We start from the raw sequence: 18,302 nt of genomic DNA, 5'->3' as shown, positions 1-18,302 counted from the left end.
GCCTGAAATTGTGATGCGATAACAAACCCTCAGTACCCCTTATAGGGGTCAGCAAGTACTGACCCCTATGGGGTCTGAGCAAACCACTAGTTTACTAGTGGTTATGATTTTTTGCATTTGACCCCATTTTGACCGCAAAAATCCCGTGATTTGGGTCTAAGGGAAAGTGAACCAATCCTGTGATTTAGGGGTGACCGGAGGTGAACAAATCTCGTGATTTGGGGTCAAGGGGCATCACAGGATGATTGAGCTTCCTGAGGTAATACATCCTGTGATTTGGGGCCTGGCAGAAATTCTAACATAAGACCGCCCCCCAATGATATTCGATGGGCTAATCGCAAAAGACAGCCGAGAACCATAAGGCCCTCGGCTGTCTTTCTATATTTCAATTTTGTTTGCTGCGTTACTTCACCTTTTTTGCTTTTGCGATACCGTTAATCATCCCCGGGGAAGTAACATCCAGGGACTGCCCGGGTTCCAGGCGAACGGTAACGGTTGCTTGAGTAAAACGCCAGGGCTCTTTTGCGCGGACAGTTATGACCTCTTTGCCGTCGCCAAACGCTCCGTTGATACGACGACTTCATCGGGCAACGGAGGCTCCAGTGTCTTATCACGGTCCAGGAGACTCAGAAGATGTTCCTGGGCTTCCGGGCTGGTCATGCTGCAGTAATGGTCACAGGTGACATTTCCCGCCAAAGAGCGTCCCAGGAGGAATTCGCTGATTCCGCTGCCGTCTTTGACGCCATTATTTCTCAGACGGTGATGATAATGACTCTGAAGCAGTCGGCTTCCTGCTCCATTGGTGGAAGATGGGTCTGGCTTCAAAGCATCAGGCCCGACGCCGCAGCGGAGCAGCGCCCCCTTACAATAGGCGGCAAGTTCTTTGCTGGTCATGCGCTTTCCGGAACTGCTCTCCAGAATCCGGCGTCCATTCAGGTCAATTCCCCGGCTCTTGAGTTCTTCGGCGCGGCGGAAGAGTTCCCGGGCGCTGAAGGAGCATACGGGCTTTGTATAATCGCGGGGGGATCCGGTAGAAAACTCTTTGATGATGACAATCTGCGCCGTGGTTTCTTCCCGCCCCATCTGATTAAAGCGCACATCGTCCCAGGAGAGTTTGCATACGTCGCTGCCGGTAAAGCCTTCCTTCTCCAGTAGAACTCCCGTTGCTCCAATATCGTCAACATCGGCCTCTGCAATCATTTGATCAGGTGGCGCTCCTCTTTTTCAGAAAGCGACTCCTTCTGCTGCGCCTTTTTCTGCTGGGCTTCGATATTGCGCTTCTTGTGGGATGGATTCCCCTCCAGGAAGGTGGTAAACGGATTTTCACCGGAGTAGATGCCACGATCCCGGCAGTATTCCTCAAACTGTTCTGCAAGGCGGAAAATCGTTCCCCGTCTTTTATCGGATAATTTTTTATAGGCAGCGGAAAGAGCTTCCTTGGGAACAGCATCCATGGTATATTTGTCCAGCAGACCAGCCAGGTTTTCCAGTTCACGCTTGCTGCGGCGCAAGGTTTCCTCAGAGGTATGCGCTTTTTCTTTCCGCTGTTTCAGGAAAATATCCGCATAAATTTGAACGGCCCGGGGAATGGGCATTTTGCCGGCATAAAGGTCATTGTTTGCATCGGCCAAGGTGGTGGCGTTCTTTACAGACAGCTCTTTCGCTTTCTCCATGACCTTTTCTTGAATCACTTTTTCATTCATGGTATCGAGATAAAGGTCGGCCTTGACGGAAAAAGTTTCTGCCGAAGGTTCACGGCCGTTGGCTTTCAGTTGGTTCCGCTTTTTGCGTCGGGCAGGTCCATTCATCTGCAGGACTTTTCCATTGCTGGGGGAGCGGAGGCTGATTCGGCCACGGAGAAGATAGAATTTCCCCGTACTGGGCTTTTCTGGTTGTTTCTGCTCATTGAGCGAATATGTATACTTGTTTCCTTTGTAAAAGCACATACCTTCCACATGAAGCAAACCATCTTCTTTTGGATAAGCAATATAGGTGACATCGTCATGCTGTGCAGAGGGCTTTGTTTTTCGGCTCATTTTTCATTCTTCCTTTTTGTCATTCCATTTTGAAATGTCAATTTGCTCTGCTTCTTCAATCCACTTCTGATATTTATCAGAGCTGATGACAGGGGAAATCACAGGGCGGTTTTCCCGCAGTCTTGGTGCGTCCTTTGCACCGGTCTGGGGTTCCGGCAAGGAAATTACTGTGCCGTCGGTGATAAAATCCAGACGATTTCCACTTTCGCTGGTAGCGACACGAAGCGTTACCTCAATGGGCTCTTTGCCCGCGGTAATGCGGTATGCGCTGTATCCCGTCAGATCGATTGTTTTGCCCGGAACCGGACAGATGGCATTATAATAGGGGTGCCGGCTGTATTCCGACAGAAAGGTATGGCGTTCCAGCTGTCTGGCAATATCCGACTGCACATCATAATTGGTATAGTCCTTATCCTTGGTGTCTGAGTTTTTGTGTCCCATGAGATAGTCCACATCGGCAGATGTCATCCCGCAGAGATGGATCGCACGGCCTGCCCAATCGCGTCGCAGATCATAAGCCGATACATCGGTGTCCGGAACACCATCACTGTCCAAATCCGGCTCTCTTCGTGTCAGGGCCGCTACCAGTTGAAAATTTGCCTTTTGAAAACCGCACAGTTGGAGCAATTCTTTTACAAAAGCCGACAGGCTGGACGGGTCAGCATACCGGCAAGGGTCATCCGGGTAAGAGACCAAAGGCATTTCGGCAATTTCCTCATCTGTATAACCGAGACTGTGGAGATAGTCCATTCGCTGAACAATCATGTGATGCATCAGCGAGCCGCAGATACAATAGCGGTAAGCGGCATCTGTTTTCAGCCGGGGAATGCGGTTCCCGTTTTTGATTTGATAAAGGATAGGAATCACCACATATCCATCCCGCAATGCGATATCTCCGATTCTGACGGCGCACGCTTCTGCGGTGCGGGCGCCGCCGGTTGCCATCAGCCCCGCACCCATTGCAAGTCCGTAATGGGGCATTTTCGTCAGCAGATATGCAAACTTCACCCGGACATCATCAGGAATATACTACTGCAATCAGCGTGTGCAGATGCTGGACGAGATTCAGCATCTCACCGGCGAGGAGGCGGAGGTCATTTCCGGTCGTCTGGTGGAACATGTGGGCGATTTGCTCATCTTCGAGGTGCTGGTGGACAACACCGACGGTGACAAGGTTCTCGCCCGTCAGGTTCGTCTGTGGCAGATGCTCCATATGGCCCGTGAGGAGGGTCAGATGCAGCTGGCGCCCTATTTCCTGGCCCTGGATGAGGAGGGCAATGTGCAGTCGCTGCTGCCCTGCTGCATCCCCATGGGTGCCCCTGCCAAGGTGTTTTTCAGCTGCGCCGGGATTCTCAAGGCTCTGGCCTATCAGAAGGATGTGTGGGAGTATGACGCTCTGGTACACGCCCTTCACGATAAGGTGAAAACGGAAGTAATGCAGCGCATCAGCCGCGGCAAGGATGACGTCGACACGCAGATGATGGCAGAACTTTTTGCCCTGCTGCGTGTGGTCGTGAACTGCCACAGCCCCGCTGTCTGGAATTATCCCCGCTTTGAAGAAATCAAGAAGAAGCTGGAGGGTAACTGATATGGATTTGATGAACTACTCCACTTTGCGCACCTTCTCCCGGATTCTGACCGCCGCCCCCCAGGGGCGGCAGGTCGGAGCGGTGCTGGACAAGGTACATGACTGGCAGGCGACGACGCCTCACACGAATGCGATGCTGATTCCTACCCTTCGGTATGAGGTCTACGAATCACTGAAAGCGGATGCAACGATGCTGGAGCTGCGCTATATGGTGTCTCCCGCCCTCCACGCGGCGCTGCACGCCGCTGAGGTGCTGGACGAGCTGCGGGAGGGCACGGGGTGTTATCTGCCCACCTGGGACGAGGAGACGCTTCAGATGCTGCCTGAGGAGACTCGGGAACGCTGGTTGGACACCTTTGAGTGCGATGAGGACGCCGAAGACTTGGTCATGGAGACGCTGGCTGTTCTTATGGCGCAGACCCACAATTATCCGCTGTCTCTGGAACTGACGCAGTATCTGGTGACATATACGCTGGCGGTGGAGCTGAATAAGGTGCAGCCCGAAGCTCATCCCCGCAAGGAGACGGCACGCTGCATCAAGCTGGCCAAGTATCTGACGCCCTGGGAGCGTCCTCACACCGTCGATTATATCTGCCACAAGGACGGGGAGGTGTTCCTGCTGGACGGCGAGATCGACAAGGGTACCTGCGAAGACTATCTGGACGCCATCCGTCAGGCGGAGAAGTCCGTGGCCCACGACGATTTGAAGCGGTATCTCAAGGACCGTACCGCCCAGCCCTGCTTCGACTTCGAACTGGAAAAGGCGGTTCATATCTGGCTGGGCGACGAGTACAAGCCACGGGGCATTCCGGTAGAGTAATGTGCAAAGAGGCCGCCCAAAAGAGCGGCCTCTCACCAACAAATTACAATACCCTGTATGACTGCCCGTAGACAAGGTACACTAAGCGTATCTTGCAAAGGAGGACAATATGGAAAAGCGAACCATTACAACAGAACAGATTGTTTCCTTCGGGCAGTTTTTGCGGGAGGATGAGCGCAGCACCGCCACTGTGGAAAAGTATCTCCGGGAAGTTCGGCTGTTTGCTGAATTTTTGAATGGCAGCGAGGTCACAAAGTCCAGCGTTGCGGCGTGGAAAGCGCATCTGCTGGAGGAGAACTACAACCCCACCACCGTCAATGGAAAGCTCTCAGCCATCGACCGTTTTTTCTCCTTCAAGGGCTGGGAGGACTGCCGGGTCAAGCATCTTCGTCTCCAGCGGCGTCTGTTCCGGGAATCCAATCGGGAACTCACAAAAGAGGAGTATGAGCGTCTGATTGCCACAGCGGAGGAATCCGGAAAAGAGCGGCTGTCACTGCTCATGGAAACCATCTGCGCCACGGGCATTCGGGTCAGCGAGGTTCAGTATATTACTGTAGAAGCAGCACAAGCGGGCAAAGCGGAGATCTCTCTGAAAGGCAAAATCCGTACCATTCTCATGCCTGGAAAACTCTGCCGCAAACTCATCAAATACGCCAGAAAAAACAAAATCGCCGCCGGCGAGCTGTTTCTCACCAGAAGCGGTCGGCCTTTGTCGCGCAAGCAGATTTGGGCTGAGATGAAAGCAATTTGTGAAAAAGCTGGCGTGGAGCCGGGAAAGGTGTTTCCCCACAATCTCCGGCACCTGTTTGCCCGAATTTTTTACCGGGTCTGCCGTGATGTGGCCCGTCTTGCGGATGTTCTGGGTCACAGCAGTATCGAAACCACGAGAATTTATCTGGTCTCAACCGGCGTGGAACACGCCTGGACGCTGGAGCAGATGAAACTGATTTCATAACAGGACAGGACAGAATCCCCATTTTGTCTTGACTGTTTTTGTTTTTTGGCACATTTCCGGCGGCCCCCCAAAAAACACGACGCTTCCCGGGAAAATAAAAATGTAGCTCAAGTGAGCGGCATAATACCAAGTATGAAAATTGCATACAGAAGCAGGCCGATAATGAATCAAGCATTAGCGGCCTCGATTTCCATGCTCATATGCAAAAAACTGCTTGTTTTTCTTTTATAACAATGTTAAAATACTTTAAACAGCTGGATATGCATGGGAAAAATCAGGACATAACGAAACAGAATGGGGATTCTGTCCCAAAAGGGGGGATACCATGCGAGAGACACTCGATACATACTGTATCCGCACCGGCAACCAAACACTTCTGGATCAATGGGATTCTCAACAGAATGACCCATATACTCCGCAGACTGTGACTTATGGCAGCAAGAAAAAAATGTGGTGGCGCTGCAAAGAGGGACATGCGTGGAAAGCGAGCATTTACACTCGTACTGGCAGTGGAACAGGCTGTCCCTACTGTGCGGGGAAGCTGCCTCTGCCGGGAAAAACGGATTTGGTTGCGTGTTTTCCGCATTTGGCTGCCCAATGGCACCCTACAAAAAATCTCCCCCTAACACCACGGCAGGTTCTCCCGGGCAGCCACCGCATCGTTTGGTGGGTCTGTGAACGAGGTCACACATGGAAAGCGCAAATCAAATCCAGAGTCATGGGCTGTGGCTGTCCGGTGTGTTCCAATCGCGAGGTGCTTTCCGGTAGCAACGATTTGGCTTCTCAGTACCCCCAATTGGCCAGGCAATGGCATCCCACACGAAATGGGCACTTGTCGCCGGATCGGATTGCACCCGGCACACGGCGAAAAGTCTGGTGGGTCTGTGAAAAAGGACATGAATGGCAGGCGTCTGTCGTTTCGCGCACATCCGGAGGCAGCGGCTGTCCTGTCTGCACTGGAAAACGGATCATTCCCGGAGAAAATGACCTTGCCAGTCTATTTCCGGATATTGCGGCCCAGTGGCACCCTACTCGAAATGGAAAATTGTCACCACGTGAGTTTGCGCCCGGCTCAAACCACAAAATATGGTGGATATGCAGTCTGGGGCATTCCTATACGGCTTCGGTTGCATCACGGACCATGAGGAGCTGTGGCTGTCCCTACTGTGCGGGACGAAAAGTACTGCCGGGTTTTAATGACTTAGCGAGTACGGAACCCCAAATCGCACTGCAATGGCATCCCGGTCTGAATGGGTCCCTGACACCGGAAATGGTTACTTCGGGGACACGGCGAAAAGTCTGGTGGCAGTGCCCAGAAGGTCATGTCTGGAAAGCGGCAGTCTATTCCCGTACCGGGACGCAAAAATGCGGGTGTCCAATCTGTGCAGGACGCATCGGACGCAGGCGGCGGAATTGCTATGAAAACGTATCCGCAGACAGGAAAGGGGTGATGCAGATATGACAGCAGAACAATCACTGTTGGATTTAATTTCCATTCAGATGGGTTGTATCTATTTATCGGATTTAAAACTTTTGACCGACACACAGCGAGCGCTTCTGGCTCACAAGTTGGAATTTCTGACGCCGCGGGAAGAAGATCTGGACCAATGGAATGATGTGCTGGTCTATCTCGCCAATGTCCCACCGGAAACAAGCGCTCATGGGGCAAAAACACACCTGATTCAACACCTGCTGCACCCATCGGGGAGACAGCGAGAATCTACCAAGTAAACGGAGGAGTAATGGATGAAACGAGTTTGGAAACGGACATGCAGCCTGCTGCTGGCCATCGTGATGGCCTTCTCACTGCTGCCCGTCAGTGCATGGGCGGCGGCATCCGCGCCGACAGAAGGCTCGGAGCAATATCAGTATGCTCAAGGCATCCTGAATCAATTGAATGCCGCGATTGAGGCCGATAAACAATATAGAATGAGTCCTGCAATTCCTGTAGGCGGCAATTCAGATTTGTATCGTTACGATCTAACCAGAAACCATTATGAAGGAACGGTTCTGGTAAACGATGTCATCGTAATTGTCGTACCAGGGACAGGCGGAAGCAACTATTCCATTCCGGACTACACGGCAGATGAGGATAGTCTCCTGAGCCGTCCTTGGGGACAGTCAAGCCCCTCCGCGGTTTACATTGCCTCCGGCGTGACCGGTATCGGTGACAACGCCTTTTATAATATGAACTCTCTCCAGACGGTGGAGTTTCAGAATGCCTCTGAACTTACATACATCGGCGAACAGGCCTTTTCCGGCAACAGCCGCGTCAAGTTTACCGATCAAGGCCATACGGAAGACATCAACACTTTGGACCTTTCCAACGTGACCACCATGGGCCAGGGGGCCTTTCGCAGCTGCGCAGGCCTCACCGGAGTCGTCCTGGGTGAAACCATCACCGCGAAGGAAGCGGGCCAGTTGATTCCAAACAAGCTCCCCAACAGCGCTTTTGCCAGCACCGGTCTGACCAGCATTGACCTTCCCACCGGGATCACGGCCATCGGCGACAGCGCTTTTTCCGGCTGCTCTCTGCGGGACCAGGACGAGCTGGTGCTGCCGAAGGGGCTGACCGATATCGGCGCTTCCGCTTTCGCTCTGGGGATGGGCACGGGAGACACGACCGCCGGGATCACCACCCTCACCATTCCGAGCACTGTGACCACCATCGGTGCCAGTGCCTTCTCTGGCCGCAGGAACCTGCGGGAAGTCACCGTGGAAGATGACGGCATAGAGAACACGCAGATCACAATCGGCGACCATGCCTTCGGTTACGACGAAAATACCGCCTACTCCTACGAAGGCACCATCACGGATGCGAAGAATCCGGAGATCCAGTACACCGGCCTGATGGGTACCACCTTCCTGGTGCCGCTAGACATATTGGATGCTCTGGAGAATCACGACAACTGCTACACCGGCGATATTACCCCCATGGAGTACCAATATACCCAAGATCCGGACTGTATCACGCCTGGATTCGATGAGTATAAAACCACAGTTCGGGGTGCCTCCAGCGGCGGCAAAGATCTCGAGATTCTTTATCATCACCCGATCCCCGCGCTGGGACACGATTATGGAGAGATCAAAGAGATTCCTGTCAGCTGCGAAACGGAGAACTACTTTGTCCAATTCTGCCAGCGGAAGAAGTGCCCCAATAAGGGGCAGGCCGTGGGCGCTTTGCGTCAAGATACCACCGGACCGGGCCTCTTTGACCCGGACACCGACGAACCCCTCAGTGAAGAGCAGTTGAATGAATGGCGCGCAAAATTTAAAACACCGCAAGGCCACCAATGGAAAGCCTGTTCCGTAGAGAATCCTGCCATGGATACCGACACCAGCGCCACGCTTTACTATGTCTGCACAAATCCCGCTCATGACAATGACATGGATCAGCTCGACTCGCCAGTCACCATACCGCTGACCGGAAAGACCATCACAGCGCTGACCACCCAATCTCTCAATGACATTGCGGACCAACTGACGGGCTTCAGTCAATATGGCACCGTGTCTTGGGCAGAGCCTTCCGACGAGGAATTCGGCACAGAGCAGACAGTGGATGTGCCGGTGAAGTACACCATAACCACGGGCACAGGGCAAAACTGGCCGGTATTCACCGAGGCTCCGGTGGGCACGCCGGATTCCCATACGGAGGATCCCCAGGAGCTGACTGTGCAGGTGAAGGTGGAGAAGGATATCCTGGATCTGCACGACGTGTCCATTCTGCCCGGCGCCGTGAATGTCGGTGATACGGCATCCGTGCAAATCAGCGGTTTCCAGGAAGCCACCGGCACGCAGCCCCCTGAATACAATGTGAATGGGGCGTGGACAACCACACAGCCCACCACGGAAGGGACGTATCAGATTCGGGTCTGCTTTACATACAACAATGAGATGTATGATCTGCCCCAAGTTGGTGATGCCGAATATCCAAGCAACAGCAGCTACACCCTGAAAACGGAAAACGGCAAGACCTGGGTGGAACGAGACTTCACCGTTTCCCTGCACCAGATCAACGCCGAAGCGGAAGCGATCGGAAACCTGGTCTATGATGACGGGGAAACTGGAATGCTCACCATCCGCATCAGCAGCCTGGAAGTTGGGCAGAAAGTCACTGCAACGGTCATAAATGCTCCGGACGGCGTTTCTGTATCCAACTGGAAATACACCGCCGCGGATACCGATACGGTCACGGGTCTGCCCATGACGCAGGCCGGTGATTACACCGTTCGGGTGACATTTACCTATCCTGGTCATCTCGAGTATCAGGATAAAACACAGACGCTTCAGGTTCACATCGATCACAAGCAGGTTGCAAAACCCACGCCCACCCCAAACCTGACGTACCTGCCCACAACCACCGGCCAGGACGGCTTCGCCGGACAGAGCAGCACCGTCTGGAAATTTGTGGACGACGACACCTACACGCATACCGGCAATTCGGCCGGCAGCTATACCGCCAAAGCCCGGCTGACGAACAACAACTACCGTTGGGCAAATACAGCGGAGACGGTACGCGAGATCGAAATTGACTGGAGCATCCAGCCACGCTCCATTGTGGCGCCCAGCATTCCCCAGGGTGCGTCGGTGTATACCTATGCCTATGGTACATGGCGCAACCCCCTTTCCATGAACAACGAATCGGACTATGAATTCCAGGTTGATCAAACCACCCACACGGTCACGCTGGTCTACGTGGGAAATAAAGGCGATGCGAATTACGATGCCAATGCGGCGGTGGCCTATGTCGCTAGAGACGCTTACCATACAAACCGCGATGAGTACACCATTGACGTCGCCCTGTCGTCCACCAATTATCAGTGGTCGGCCGGCGAGCCATCTGAGCTGACATGGAGCATCAATCCGGCAACGCTCTCATTACCGGACATCACCGCGCAGCCCGCGGAGTATACAGGGACGGCCTATGATACAACGAAGATCCACGTGGATGCCGCGAGTCTCCCCGGGGACGTTTCTAATAACGGCTATCAATACTCCAGGAGCACGACATTCAGTGGTGCCACGACAGAAGCTCCGAAAGATTGCGGCACCTATTATGTCCGGGTGAATTATAAGTATGATTCGAACAACTACAACGCTACGATTCCGTCTACCTCCTTCAGCATCACGCAGAAGACCGTTACACTGACCGGGAAAACCACGCCGGTGGATTACGACGGAAACAACCATTCCATCGAGGATCCCGATGTAACCGGCATTGTTGCGGTTGACGAAGCGAATTGGGGCAACTTCACCTACGCCGTCAAACAGGATGACGGTTCCTACGGCGCAGCCAGCACGGTCAAACCCGTGTTCAAGGAAGCCGGGAACTATACGGTACAGGTGGGTATCAGCAGTACGAACTACAAGGCAACACCGGTGGAATGCACCCTTATCATCCAGGGCGCCCAGCAGGATGTGGTCCTGACGCCAGTGTCGCCAAACCAATGGGACAACGGGACCACGAATACCATTACCGCCAAGCTGACGGATGGGACCATTCAGGTCACCGGCCAGGGTATGCTCAACGGCCAGGCCACGGCGGAGACCCCTGATTACTCCATCGCGGCTGAAAACGAACAGTACGCCACGGTTGACGACCAGGGTGTTGTAACCCTCAAGCGCGTCACCCCGGATGATGGGATCACCGTGACGGTCTCTGTTCCCGGACACGCGGGAGGCAACTATCTGGCGGTCTCCGGAAGCTATACCCTCAAGATCGTCAAAGGCGACTTGTCCATCGAGGCGGAGAATCAGGACTACACCTACGGATATGCACCGGAAGATTTGGAGGCCTACAAGACGGACGTTGATGCCAAGCTGACCGGAGCGCCCGCAAAGGCTGTCCAGCCGACTGGTGGATTGGTCTACCAGTTCTACAATACCCTGGAGAACGCCCAAAACGGCAGCACCGATGGTCAAATTGCTGCCCCCACGGGCGCCGGTACATTCTATCTTCGCATCTCCTATCCCGGAGATGACAACTACAACGCTGCGGCCAAGGTCATTACGGTTACCATCAGACCCCGTACCTTGACAGCTCCTGCCGACGGCTACACCGGCACCTATGACGGAGCGGCCCACGCCCCGGTCAAGTCCATCACCGTTACCGGCGTCAACGGCGCTTTGGACAGCGGGGACTACACCGTCACCTATCAGAAAAAGACCGACGATACCAAACCCGATGCGAATGATCCCAACTGGAACAGCCTCACCGTCCAGGATGTGGCGCACAGCGGCGAATACTGGTACAAGGTCACTGTCGGTGGCGCCGATGCGTCCAACTACGAGCCCTATATCGGCTTTGTGAATGTCAGCATCACCGCCAGGGAGATCACCCTCACCCCGGATGTGACCAAGGAGAAGATTTACGACGGCACGAACACTGCTGTAATCAACAAGATCAACGGCACGGCTTACAGCGATTCCGGAATCACCGTCGACGGCGCGGCATCCGAGCAGTTCACCGTCACAGCCTCGGCAACCTACGACAACAAGAACGTGGAGGACGGCAAGACCATCACCGTGGAATATACGGTTACATCTACCAACGCCGATCTCGCCAACTACACCTTCAACGGCAAAGAAGCCGAGAACGGCAAGGTCACCGACACGGTCAGCGGCAAGATCACCCCCAAGCCCATCACCGTCACCGGCGTGGACGCGGTGGATCGCGTCTATAATGGTTCGGAGCGTGTTCAGCTTACTGGCACACCTGAGACCACAGGCATGGTCGACGGCGATGAACTGACGCTCACCCTCAAGCAAGGGGCCACCGGCACAGTGGGCGATAAAAAGGCTTCCGATTCTCCCAAAACCGTCACTGTGGACACCGGCGTCATCACGCGGGGCGGCACGGACGCGGGCAACTATCAGGTGACCGCCGTGGTCACGGATACTGCCAGCAACAAGATCGATGTGACGATCAGCAAGGCAACCGTTGCCCTGTCGGTGAAGAATGCTGTCAATGGCACTGTCACCGAGGGATACACCGGTCAGCCCATCGTCCTCACGGCAGAGATCACGGGCAGCGCCTTTGACGAGACGCTCCAGCAGAGCGACGTGGAATTTACCTTCAAACAAAACGGCAGCGAAGCCCAACCCATCACTGTGGGCCGCTACGATGTCACCGTAGCGCTGAAGAGCGGTGCCGAGGCCAGCTATGCCAACTTTGACATCCAGTCCAGCAACTGCACACTGGAAATCACCAACGCGGCACTGACGGTAGGCGCTCAAAACTACTCCGGCTCCTACACCGGGCAAAGCCATGATCTGACCAATGGCTGGACCTTCGTGAGTTCCACCGGGAATGCCGTGTCCGCTCCCACCGTCTCCTTTGCCTTGAAAGGCTCGGAGAGCCAAAATCCCGGCGAGACCGGCCACTGGATCTCCGGCGACGAGATTAAAAATGTGAGCCAGAGCGGGAGCTATTGGTACAAGGTGGAATACGAATCCCACACGGATTATTACAGCGCGAACACGGTTGAGATTGAGATTGCACCGGCACAGCTCACGCTGTCCAGCAAGTTGGACGAGAGCAAAGGGTACGACGGCAACGATGACGCTTCCGTTGCTGATCCGCAGCTCTCCGGCCAGCAGAACATCGAGAATATCACAGTCACTGCTGTTTCTGCCGCTTACAACAGCAAGGACGTTGGTATCGGCAAGACCATCACCGTCACCTATACCGTCAATTTCGGCAGCGGTGTGGATGCAGACAACTACACCGCAGACGGTCAGATCAGTCAAAACGGCCAGACCTGGACAGTGGCTGTAACCACGAATACCGGCGTCATCACCGCAAAACCCGTCACTGTCACCATTCTGGATCAGCCCAAAGTCTATGACGGAACAGCGCCCAGCGTGACTTCCAACAAGGACACAGACTGGACGGTTTCTGATGATGATGCCATCATTGGCAGCGACGATTTGGGCGTTACCCTCAGCGTGACTGGATCTCAGAATGTCGGCACCTATAACATCATCGGCAAGTGGTCCAATCAGAACTACGCTGTAACCTTCGCAGGCCAGAGCGGCGGCACAACCGGCAAGTATACCATCACAGCCCGGCCTGTGGCCGTCACCATCGGCGACAAGAGCGGAATCTATGGCGATACGCCGAATGTGTCCGCCGGAGCCGGCAACGTGGCGCTGACCAGTACCAGCACCGCAGCGGAGGAAGGGATTGTACAGGGTGAAAGCATCTACACCGTCCTGACCGGTTTGCAGCTGACCACAACTGCCACCAACACAAGCCCCATCACCGACGCTACGCACAGTTACACCATCTCGGCAACGAACGGTGTCTACGGCAACTACAATGTCACCTTCACGCCAGGCACCTACACCGTGAACAAACGGCCTGTGACCGTAACGATCGCTGACAAGAGTAGCCTTTACGGTCAGGGCACCGTCGATTTGACCTCGTCTACCAGCAACATGGCAAACGGCGAGAGTCTGGATGTCGAGCTCGGTACCGACGCCACCCAGAGCAGCAATGTGGGCACCTACGCCATCTACGTCGTGGCCATGGATCAGACGGTCGCAGCCAACTACGATGTGACCGTGGTAGGCCAGACAGAGTTCGATGGCAACGCCGACCGGGCCACCTACACCATCAACAAGGCGCAGGTATCGCTGGCGGTTGCGGAGGAGACGCTGCAGGTCGGTTTCGGCGACAGCAAGCAGATCACCGTCACTTTCACCAATGAGAGCAGCAACTCTCAGATTACGGATGAAGACGACCTTGCCGGCTTGATGGATGCACTGTGTTTCTCTTCCAATGATTCCAGCGGCTACGAAATCCAGGTCGTCAATGGCACCGTTACGGTTACGGCTAAATCCAGCACAGTCCTGCAGAACATCCGTGTCACCCTGGAGACCGTCAGGAATTTCCAGTCGGATCCCACCGGTGACAGCTTTGTACTCATCGGTGTCCAGGGACAGCTGGATGTGCAGGTGTTCCCGGTGCATAATCTGCACTATACCGGCGCTCCCCAGGAACTGGTGTATGCTTCCGGTACCGACAACCTGCCTGATGGCGTAACAGTCCAATACACGCTGAACTCCGGGGATGATAGCTCCTGGTCTGAAACCATTCCCACACAAACCGACGCGGACACCTACACCGTATATTGGCGGATCAACGATCCCAGCGGAGCCTATGCCGGCAGCGGCGTAACGCGGGAGGTGCGCGCAGTCATTGCAAAGGCTTCTCTCCAGGCATCCTTTGAAAAATCCGAGGACAGTGTCCTGCTCAGTGCCGGCACTTACGAGCTTGCAGACAATCATCTGACCTTAAAGCCCGATACCGGCTACGACGCCAGCAAGATTACCTTCAGCAGCAGCAATCCCGCCGTAGCGGAGGTAAGCGGCAGCGGGCTCACCCTGAAGGGCATCGGGTTTACCATGATTACCGCGACCCTTCCCGAGGATGCCAACCGCACCGGTACCACGGCCACCTTCCTGCTGTACGTGAACAACGAGAATTCTATGACTGCAACGGCGGCTGATGTGACGGGCACCTACGACGGTGTGACGGAATATCAAATTTCCGTGCAGGTCTCCAACGCGCCCACCGGCCAGATGGCGCAGGTCGGCTATTACTGGGTGGCGGGCGACAGCAGTCTGCGCCCGTCAGCCGATCAGTACACCGCCGTCAATCCCGCTTTCCGGGAGGCCGGCACTTATACGGTGTTCTACTACGTCACCGCAGCCGGGGCCAACCCGGTTTCCGGCAAGGCGCTGGTCACCATCCAGCCCAAGGCCATCACCGGCATCTACGATGGAACCTACGACAGAATCAACATGGTCAGCAAACTCTCTGCCTCTGAGTTTGTATACAGCGGCAACGAGGTCCGGCCGGTCGTTCAGGTGTGGGATACCATCGGTGGAACCGACATGCAACTGACACCGGGTGTGGACTATGAAGTGGTCTACCGGGACAATGTCAACATCGGCTCCAATGCCACCGTCACCGTCAGAGGCCTTGGCAACTATGGCGGCGAAGTGGAGCAGCATTTCAGCATTGTCCAGGTGTCTGTAGCCAGTCTGACCGCTGAACTGGACCGGTATTACGGCACGCTGGATGTCCCCACAACCACCAGCGCCACCGTTTCCGTCCGCCACGGCGACCATGCCATCGACAGCCAGTATATTCAGATTAACGGCGTCATCGGACCGGACGGCACTGGTGACGGCTGCAGCGTCTCGGGCCTGGACCTCACCTTCTCCAAGCCCGGCGTCTATGTGATCACTGTCAGTGTGGTGGGCGATCCCCAGCATGCCGGCACCATGACAGTTCGGTATATGCTGATGCCCAAAACCAGTTCCGGCGGCTTCGGCATGACCTTCGGTGGGCAGAATACGGTGGTTGTCACCTACGGCGAACGGTTGATTCCACAGGGAGAAACCATCACCGATCTGATCAAAGTCACCAATTCGGAGGGAGATCCGCTGCAGTACGGCGTGGACTATGACCTGCAGTGCGCCTATTACGACTATCTGGGCACAAAAAATGGTGAGCCCATCACCGCGGTGGAGGAAATCCCCGCTGCCGGTATGTACGTGGTCACTGCCACGGGCAAAGGCAGCTATGACAGCAGCCAGAACGGTTCCTTCACCCTGCTGGTGCTGCAAAAGAGCATCGGCAGCAGTGACATCGCCTGGACGGTGGCGGATGACGCTCTGGAGTATAACGCCGGAGCTCAGGAGCCCACTGTGACCAGCGGAACCTTTACCGACGAAGCGGGCGGCACCCAGAGCGTGGACTTTGCCGTGGACAGCTACCAGAACAACACCAACGCCGGCAGCGATACCGCCCGGGCCATCGTGAAGGCCCCCGCCGGCAGCAACAACTACACCGGCACGGCCAGCGTTCCCTTCTCCATCGGGCGGCGGACCATCACAGACGACGCAGCGTTTAACATTACCGTCCCGGCCACCGTCAACATCTCCACCGGAGGAGCGGCCCGCCCCGAAGTGACCATTTACGACAACGATCTGGACCGGGCACTGACCAGCCAGGACTACACGGTGACCTACGCCAACAATGACTCGGCCGGAACGGCCACCGCAACCATCACCGGCACCGGCAATTATCAGGGAACCGTTGAGAGAACTTTCACCGTGGTGGTCACCAGTACTCGTTTTGAGATGGAGATCACACCGGCTGTCTGGGAGTACCAGTCGACCGGCAAGCCGACTGCCATCACCGTCACCAACGACGGCGCTCCGCTGGCCATCGGCACTGACTACGTCCTGTCGATCTCCAAGGACAGCGACGCGGCGCAGCAGTTTACTGACACCGCCAGCGCCCTGAACTTCCTGGACCGTCCCGGCACATACGAGGTAACGGCCCACGGTACCGGCAGCTACTCTTTCACCGAGTCCAAGACCGTCATCATTGAGAAAGCGAAGCTGACGCTGTCCATCACCGTCACCCCGTCCGCCCAGGCCGGCAGCGGCACCGCCAAGATTCAGGTGACACCTGGTACCTGGCCTGGCGGTATGGACGCCACAAAGCTGACCCAGCTGACCGTGACCAAGGATGGCACCGTTCAGACGCCCTTGACGCTGGAATATGATCAGGTTGCAGGAGCGTACAAGGAGGTTTCCTTCTCCTTCCCCAACGAGACCGCTGCCTATACCTTCGGCGTGGACATGAGTCAGATTCCTGGTTTTGACGCGGATTGCTATGAAACGGCTGTCACCGGTGGAATCCTGAATGTTGTGGAGCAGACCGGTGGCGGCGGTGGCGGCGGTGGCGGCGGAACCGTCACCCCGCCCGTCGAGGAGCCTGACGACGGCATTGCCGATCCCGATGACACCGGCGTTTCCAGCTGGCTGATTACCGGCGAGCACATCCAGTATCTGAGCGGATACGGCGAGGGCCTGTTTGGCCCCACCGACAATATGACCCGTACCCAGGCCGCGCAGATGTTCTACAACCTTCTGAAGAACAAGGAGGTATCTGTCACCGTCAGCTTTACCGATGTGCCTGCCGACGCCTGGTACGCTGAGCCCGTCGGCGTGCTGGCATCCCTGGGTATTCTCAACGGCGTGGGTGAGGGACTCTATGAGCCCGACCGGGCCATTACCCGTGCGGAGTTTACGGCCATCGCCATGCGGTTTGCCCACATGGATACCAGCGGCGCAGACATTTTCCCTGACGTCCATGCCAATGACTGGTTCTATGAGGTGGTGGTCAGCGCCGTCAACTACGGCTGGATCAACGGCTACGCCGATGGCACCTTCCGTCCCGATGAGACCATTACCCGTGCAGAAGTGGCGGCCATTGTCAACCGGATGCTGGGCCGCAGCGCAGATAAGGCTTACGTGGATACCCATGCCGACGAGCTGACACAGTTTACCGATGTGAGCCCGTACTACTGGGCCTACTACGATATCATGGAAGCCGCCAATGCACACAACCACACCAATCAAGGCGGCGTAGAAACCTGGCAGAATTGACGGTTTAAATCTGTGAAACACTTTCTACAGCAGGAAATGGAGGGGAGCGGAAATGCTCCCCTCCATTTAATCTATAAGAAGCGAGCTAACTGGCTGTCATTAATTGGCTCACTTCTTATAGATTACAAATTCATTGATCAACTGGGGCAATACAAATCAGGACTTGTTGATAAACGCGGCTGTGGCATCAGTGGATGATGATATGGCGTTTTACGATGTATTGAAGCAGTGCTTGGAAAGCGAGGAAACTTGACCTATAGACCGGTTGAGCAATCGAAATCGTCCTTGTACCTTGGTACGACGGCCCATCCAATTCTGCTGCAGAAAAAGTATACCCGGGTAGGGCCGAGTATCAGGAGCAAGGCAGCCTCTGAATCAACATCTTGTGCCTCCATTTTCGTGACCGCAAAATGACCGCAAAAAGTCCCTGAA

At 55.2% G+C, this 18,302-nt stretch carries 9 protein-coding genes; 6 read left to right on the top strand and 3 right to left on the bottom strand.

The genetic code is table 11. From position 1 onward, the window contains the following. Positions 1–534: 534 nt before the first annotated feature. Genes H6A25_RS11250 through H6A25_RS11240 form a run of 3 tightly spaced genes read right to left on the bottom strand, consistent with a single transcriptional unit; the run spans position 535 to position 3,044 of the window. Positions 535–1,200 carry a hypothetical protein gene (locus H6A25_RS11250; RefSeq protein WP_204752218.1) on the bottom strand — a complete coding sequence of 222 codons (666 nt, stop codon included), beginning with the start codon at positions 1,198–1,200 and terminating at the stop codon, positions 535–537. Continuing rightward, complete coding sequence (locus tag H6A25_RS11245) at positions 1,197–2,036, bottom strand: hypothetical protein (RefSeq protein ID WP_204752217.1); 840 nt, start codon at positions 2,034–2,036, stop codon at positions 1,197–1,199. Before H6A25_RS11245 ends, H6A25_RS11250 begins: the two co-directional genes overlap by 4 nt. A 3-nt stretch (positions 2,037–2,039) precedes the next feature. Next, positions 2,040–3,044 carry a hypothetical protein gene (locus H6A25_RS11240; protein ID WP_204752216.1) on the bottom strand — a complete coding sequence of 335 codons (1,005 nt, stop codon included), beginning with the start codon at positions 3,042–3,044 and terminating at the stop codon, positions 2,040–2,042. A gap of 43 nt (positions 3,045–3,087) precedes the next feature. Here H6A25_RS11240 and H6A25_RS11235 point away from each other — a divergent pair, with 43 nt between their 5' ends. The 6 genes from H6A25_RS11235 to H6A25_RS11210 all read left to right on the top strand — a co-directional run bounded on the left by H6A25_RS11235 (position 3,088) and on the right by H6A25_RS11210 (position 17,870). Further along, positions 3,088–3,624 carry a hypothetical protein gene (locus H6A25_RS11235; RefSeq protein WP_204752215.1) on the top strand — a complete coding sequence of 179 codons (537 nt, stop codon included), beginning with the start codon at positions 3,088–3,090 and terminating at the stop codon, positions 3,622–3,624. 1 nt (position 3,625) lies between these two features. Further along, complete coding sequence (locus H6A25_RS11230; protein ID WP_204752214.1) at positions 3,626–4,444, top strand: hypothetical protein; 819 nt, start codon at positions 3,626–3,628, stop codon at positions 4,442–4,444. A gap of 109 nt (positions 4,445–4,553) precedes the next feature. After that, complete coding sequence (locus tag H6A25_RS11225) at positions 4,554–5,399, top strand: tyrosine-type recombinase/integrase (RefSeq protein ID WP_204752213.1); 846 nt, start codon at positions 4,554–4,556, stop codon at positions 5,397–5,399. Between the two features lie 325 nt (positions 5,400–5,724). Then, on the top strand, positions 5,725–6,861 hold the full coding sequence (locus H6A25_RS11220) for a zinc-ribbon domain-containing protein (RefSeq protein WP_204752212.1): 1,137 nt from the start codon (positions 5,725–5,727) through the stop codon (positions 6,859–6,861). After that, positions 6,858–7,130, top strand: coding sequence for a hypothetical protein (locus tag H6A25_RS11215; protein ID WP_204752211.1), 273 nt, complete (start codon positions 6,858–6,860; stop codon positions 7,128–7,130). Before H6A25_RS11220 ends, H6A25_RS11215 begins: the two co-directional genes overlap by 4 nt. Before the next feature lie 15 nt (positions 7,131–7,145). Beyond that, the gene (locus H6A25_RS11210; RefSeq protein ID WP_204752210.1) at positions 7,146–17,870 is read left to right on the top strand and encodes an S-layer homology domain-containing protein; all 10,725 of its coding nucleotides are present in this window, start codon (positions 7,146–7,148) and stop codon (positions 17,868–17,870) included. Positions 17,871–18,302 lie beyond the last annotated feature (432 nt).

The sequence above is a fragment of the Intestinimonas butyriciproducens genome (assembly GCF_016901775.1).
Taxonomy (GTDB): Bacteria; Bacillota; Clostridia; order Oscillospirales; family Butyricicoccaceae; genus Pseudobutyricicoccus.
The sequence above is the reverse complement of the archived record's forward strand: the minus strand, read 5'-3'. Positions and strand labels throughout refer to the sequence as shown.

Coding starts and splice junctions, on each gene's coding strand:
- H6A25_RS11210 (WP_204752210.1), top strand. CDS start 7,146: ATGAAACGAGTTTGGAAACGGACATGCAGCCTGCTGCTGGCCATCGTG.
- H6A25_RS11225 (WP_204752213.1), top strand. CDS start 4,554: ATGGAAAAGCGAACCATTACAACAGAACAGATTGTTTCCTTCGGGCAG.
- H6A25_RS11245 (WP_204752217.1), bottom strand. CDS start 2,036: ATGAGCCGAAAAACAAAGCCCTCTGCACAGCATGACGATGTCACCTAT.
- H6A25_RS11220 (WP_204752212.1), top strand. CDS start 5,725: ATGCGAGAGACACTCGATACATACTGTATCCGCACCGGCAACCAAACA.
- H6A25_RS11235 (WP_204752215.1), top strand. CDS start 3,088: ATGCTGGACGAGATTCAGCATCTCACCGGCGAGGAGGCGGAGGTCATT.
- H6A25_RS11250 (WP_204752218.1), bottom strand. CDS start 1,200: ATGATTGCAGAGGCCGATGTTGACGATATTGGAGCAACGGGAGTTCTA.
- H6A25_RS11215 (WP_204752211.1), top strand. CDS start 6,858: ATGACAGCAGAACAATCACTGTTGGATTTAATTTCCATTCAGATGGGT.
- H6A25_RS11230 (WP_204752214.1), top strand. CDS start 3,626: ATGGATTTGATGAACTACTCCACTTTGCGCACCTTCTCCCGGATTCTG.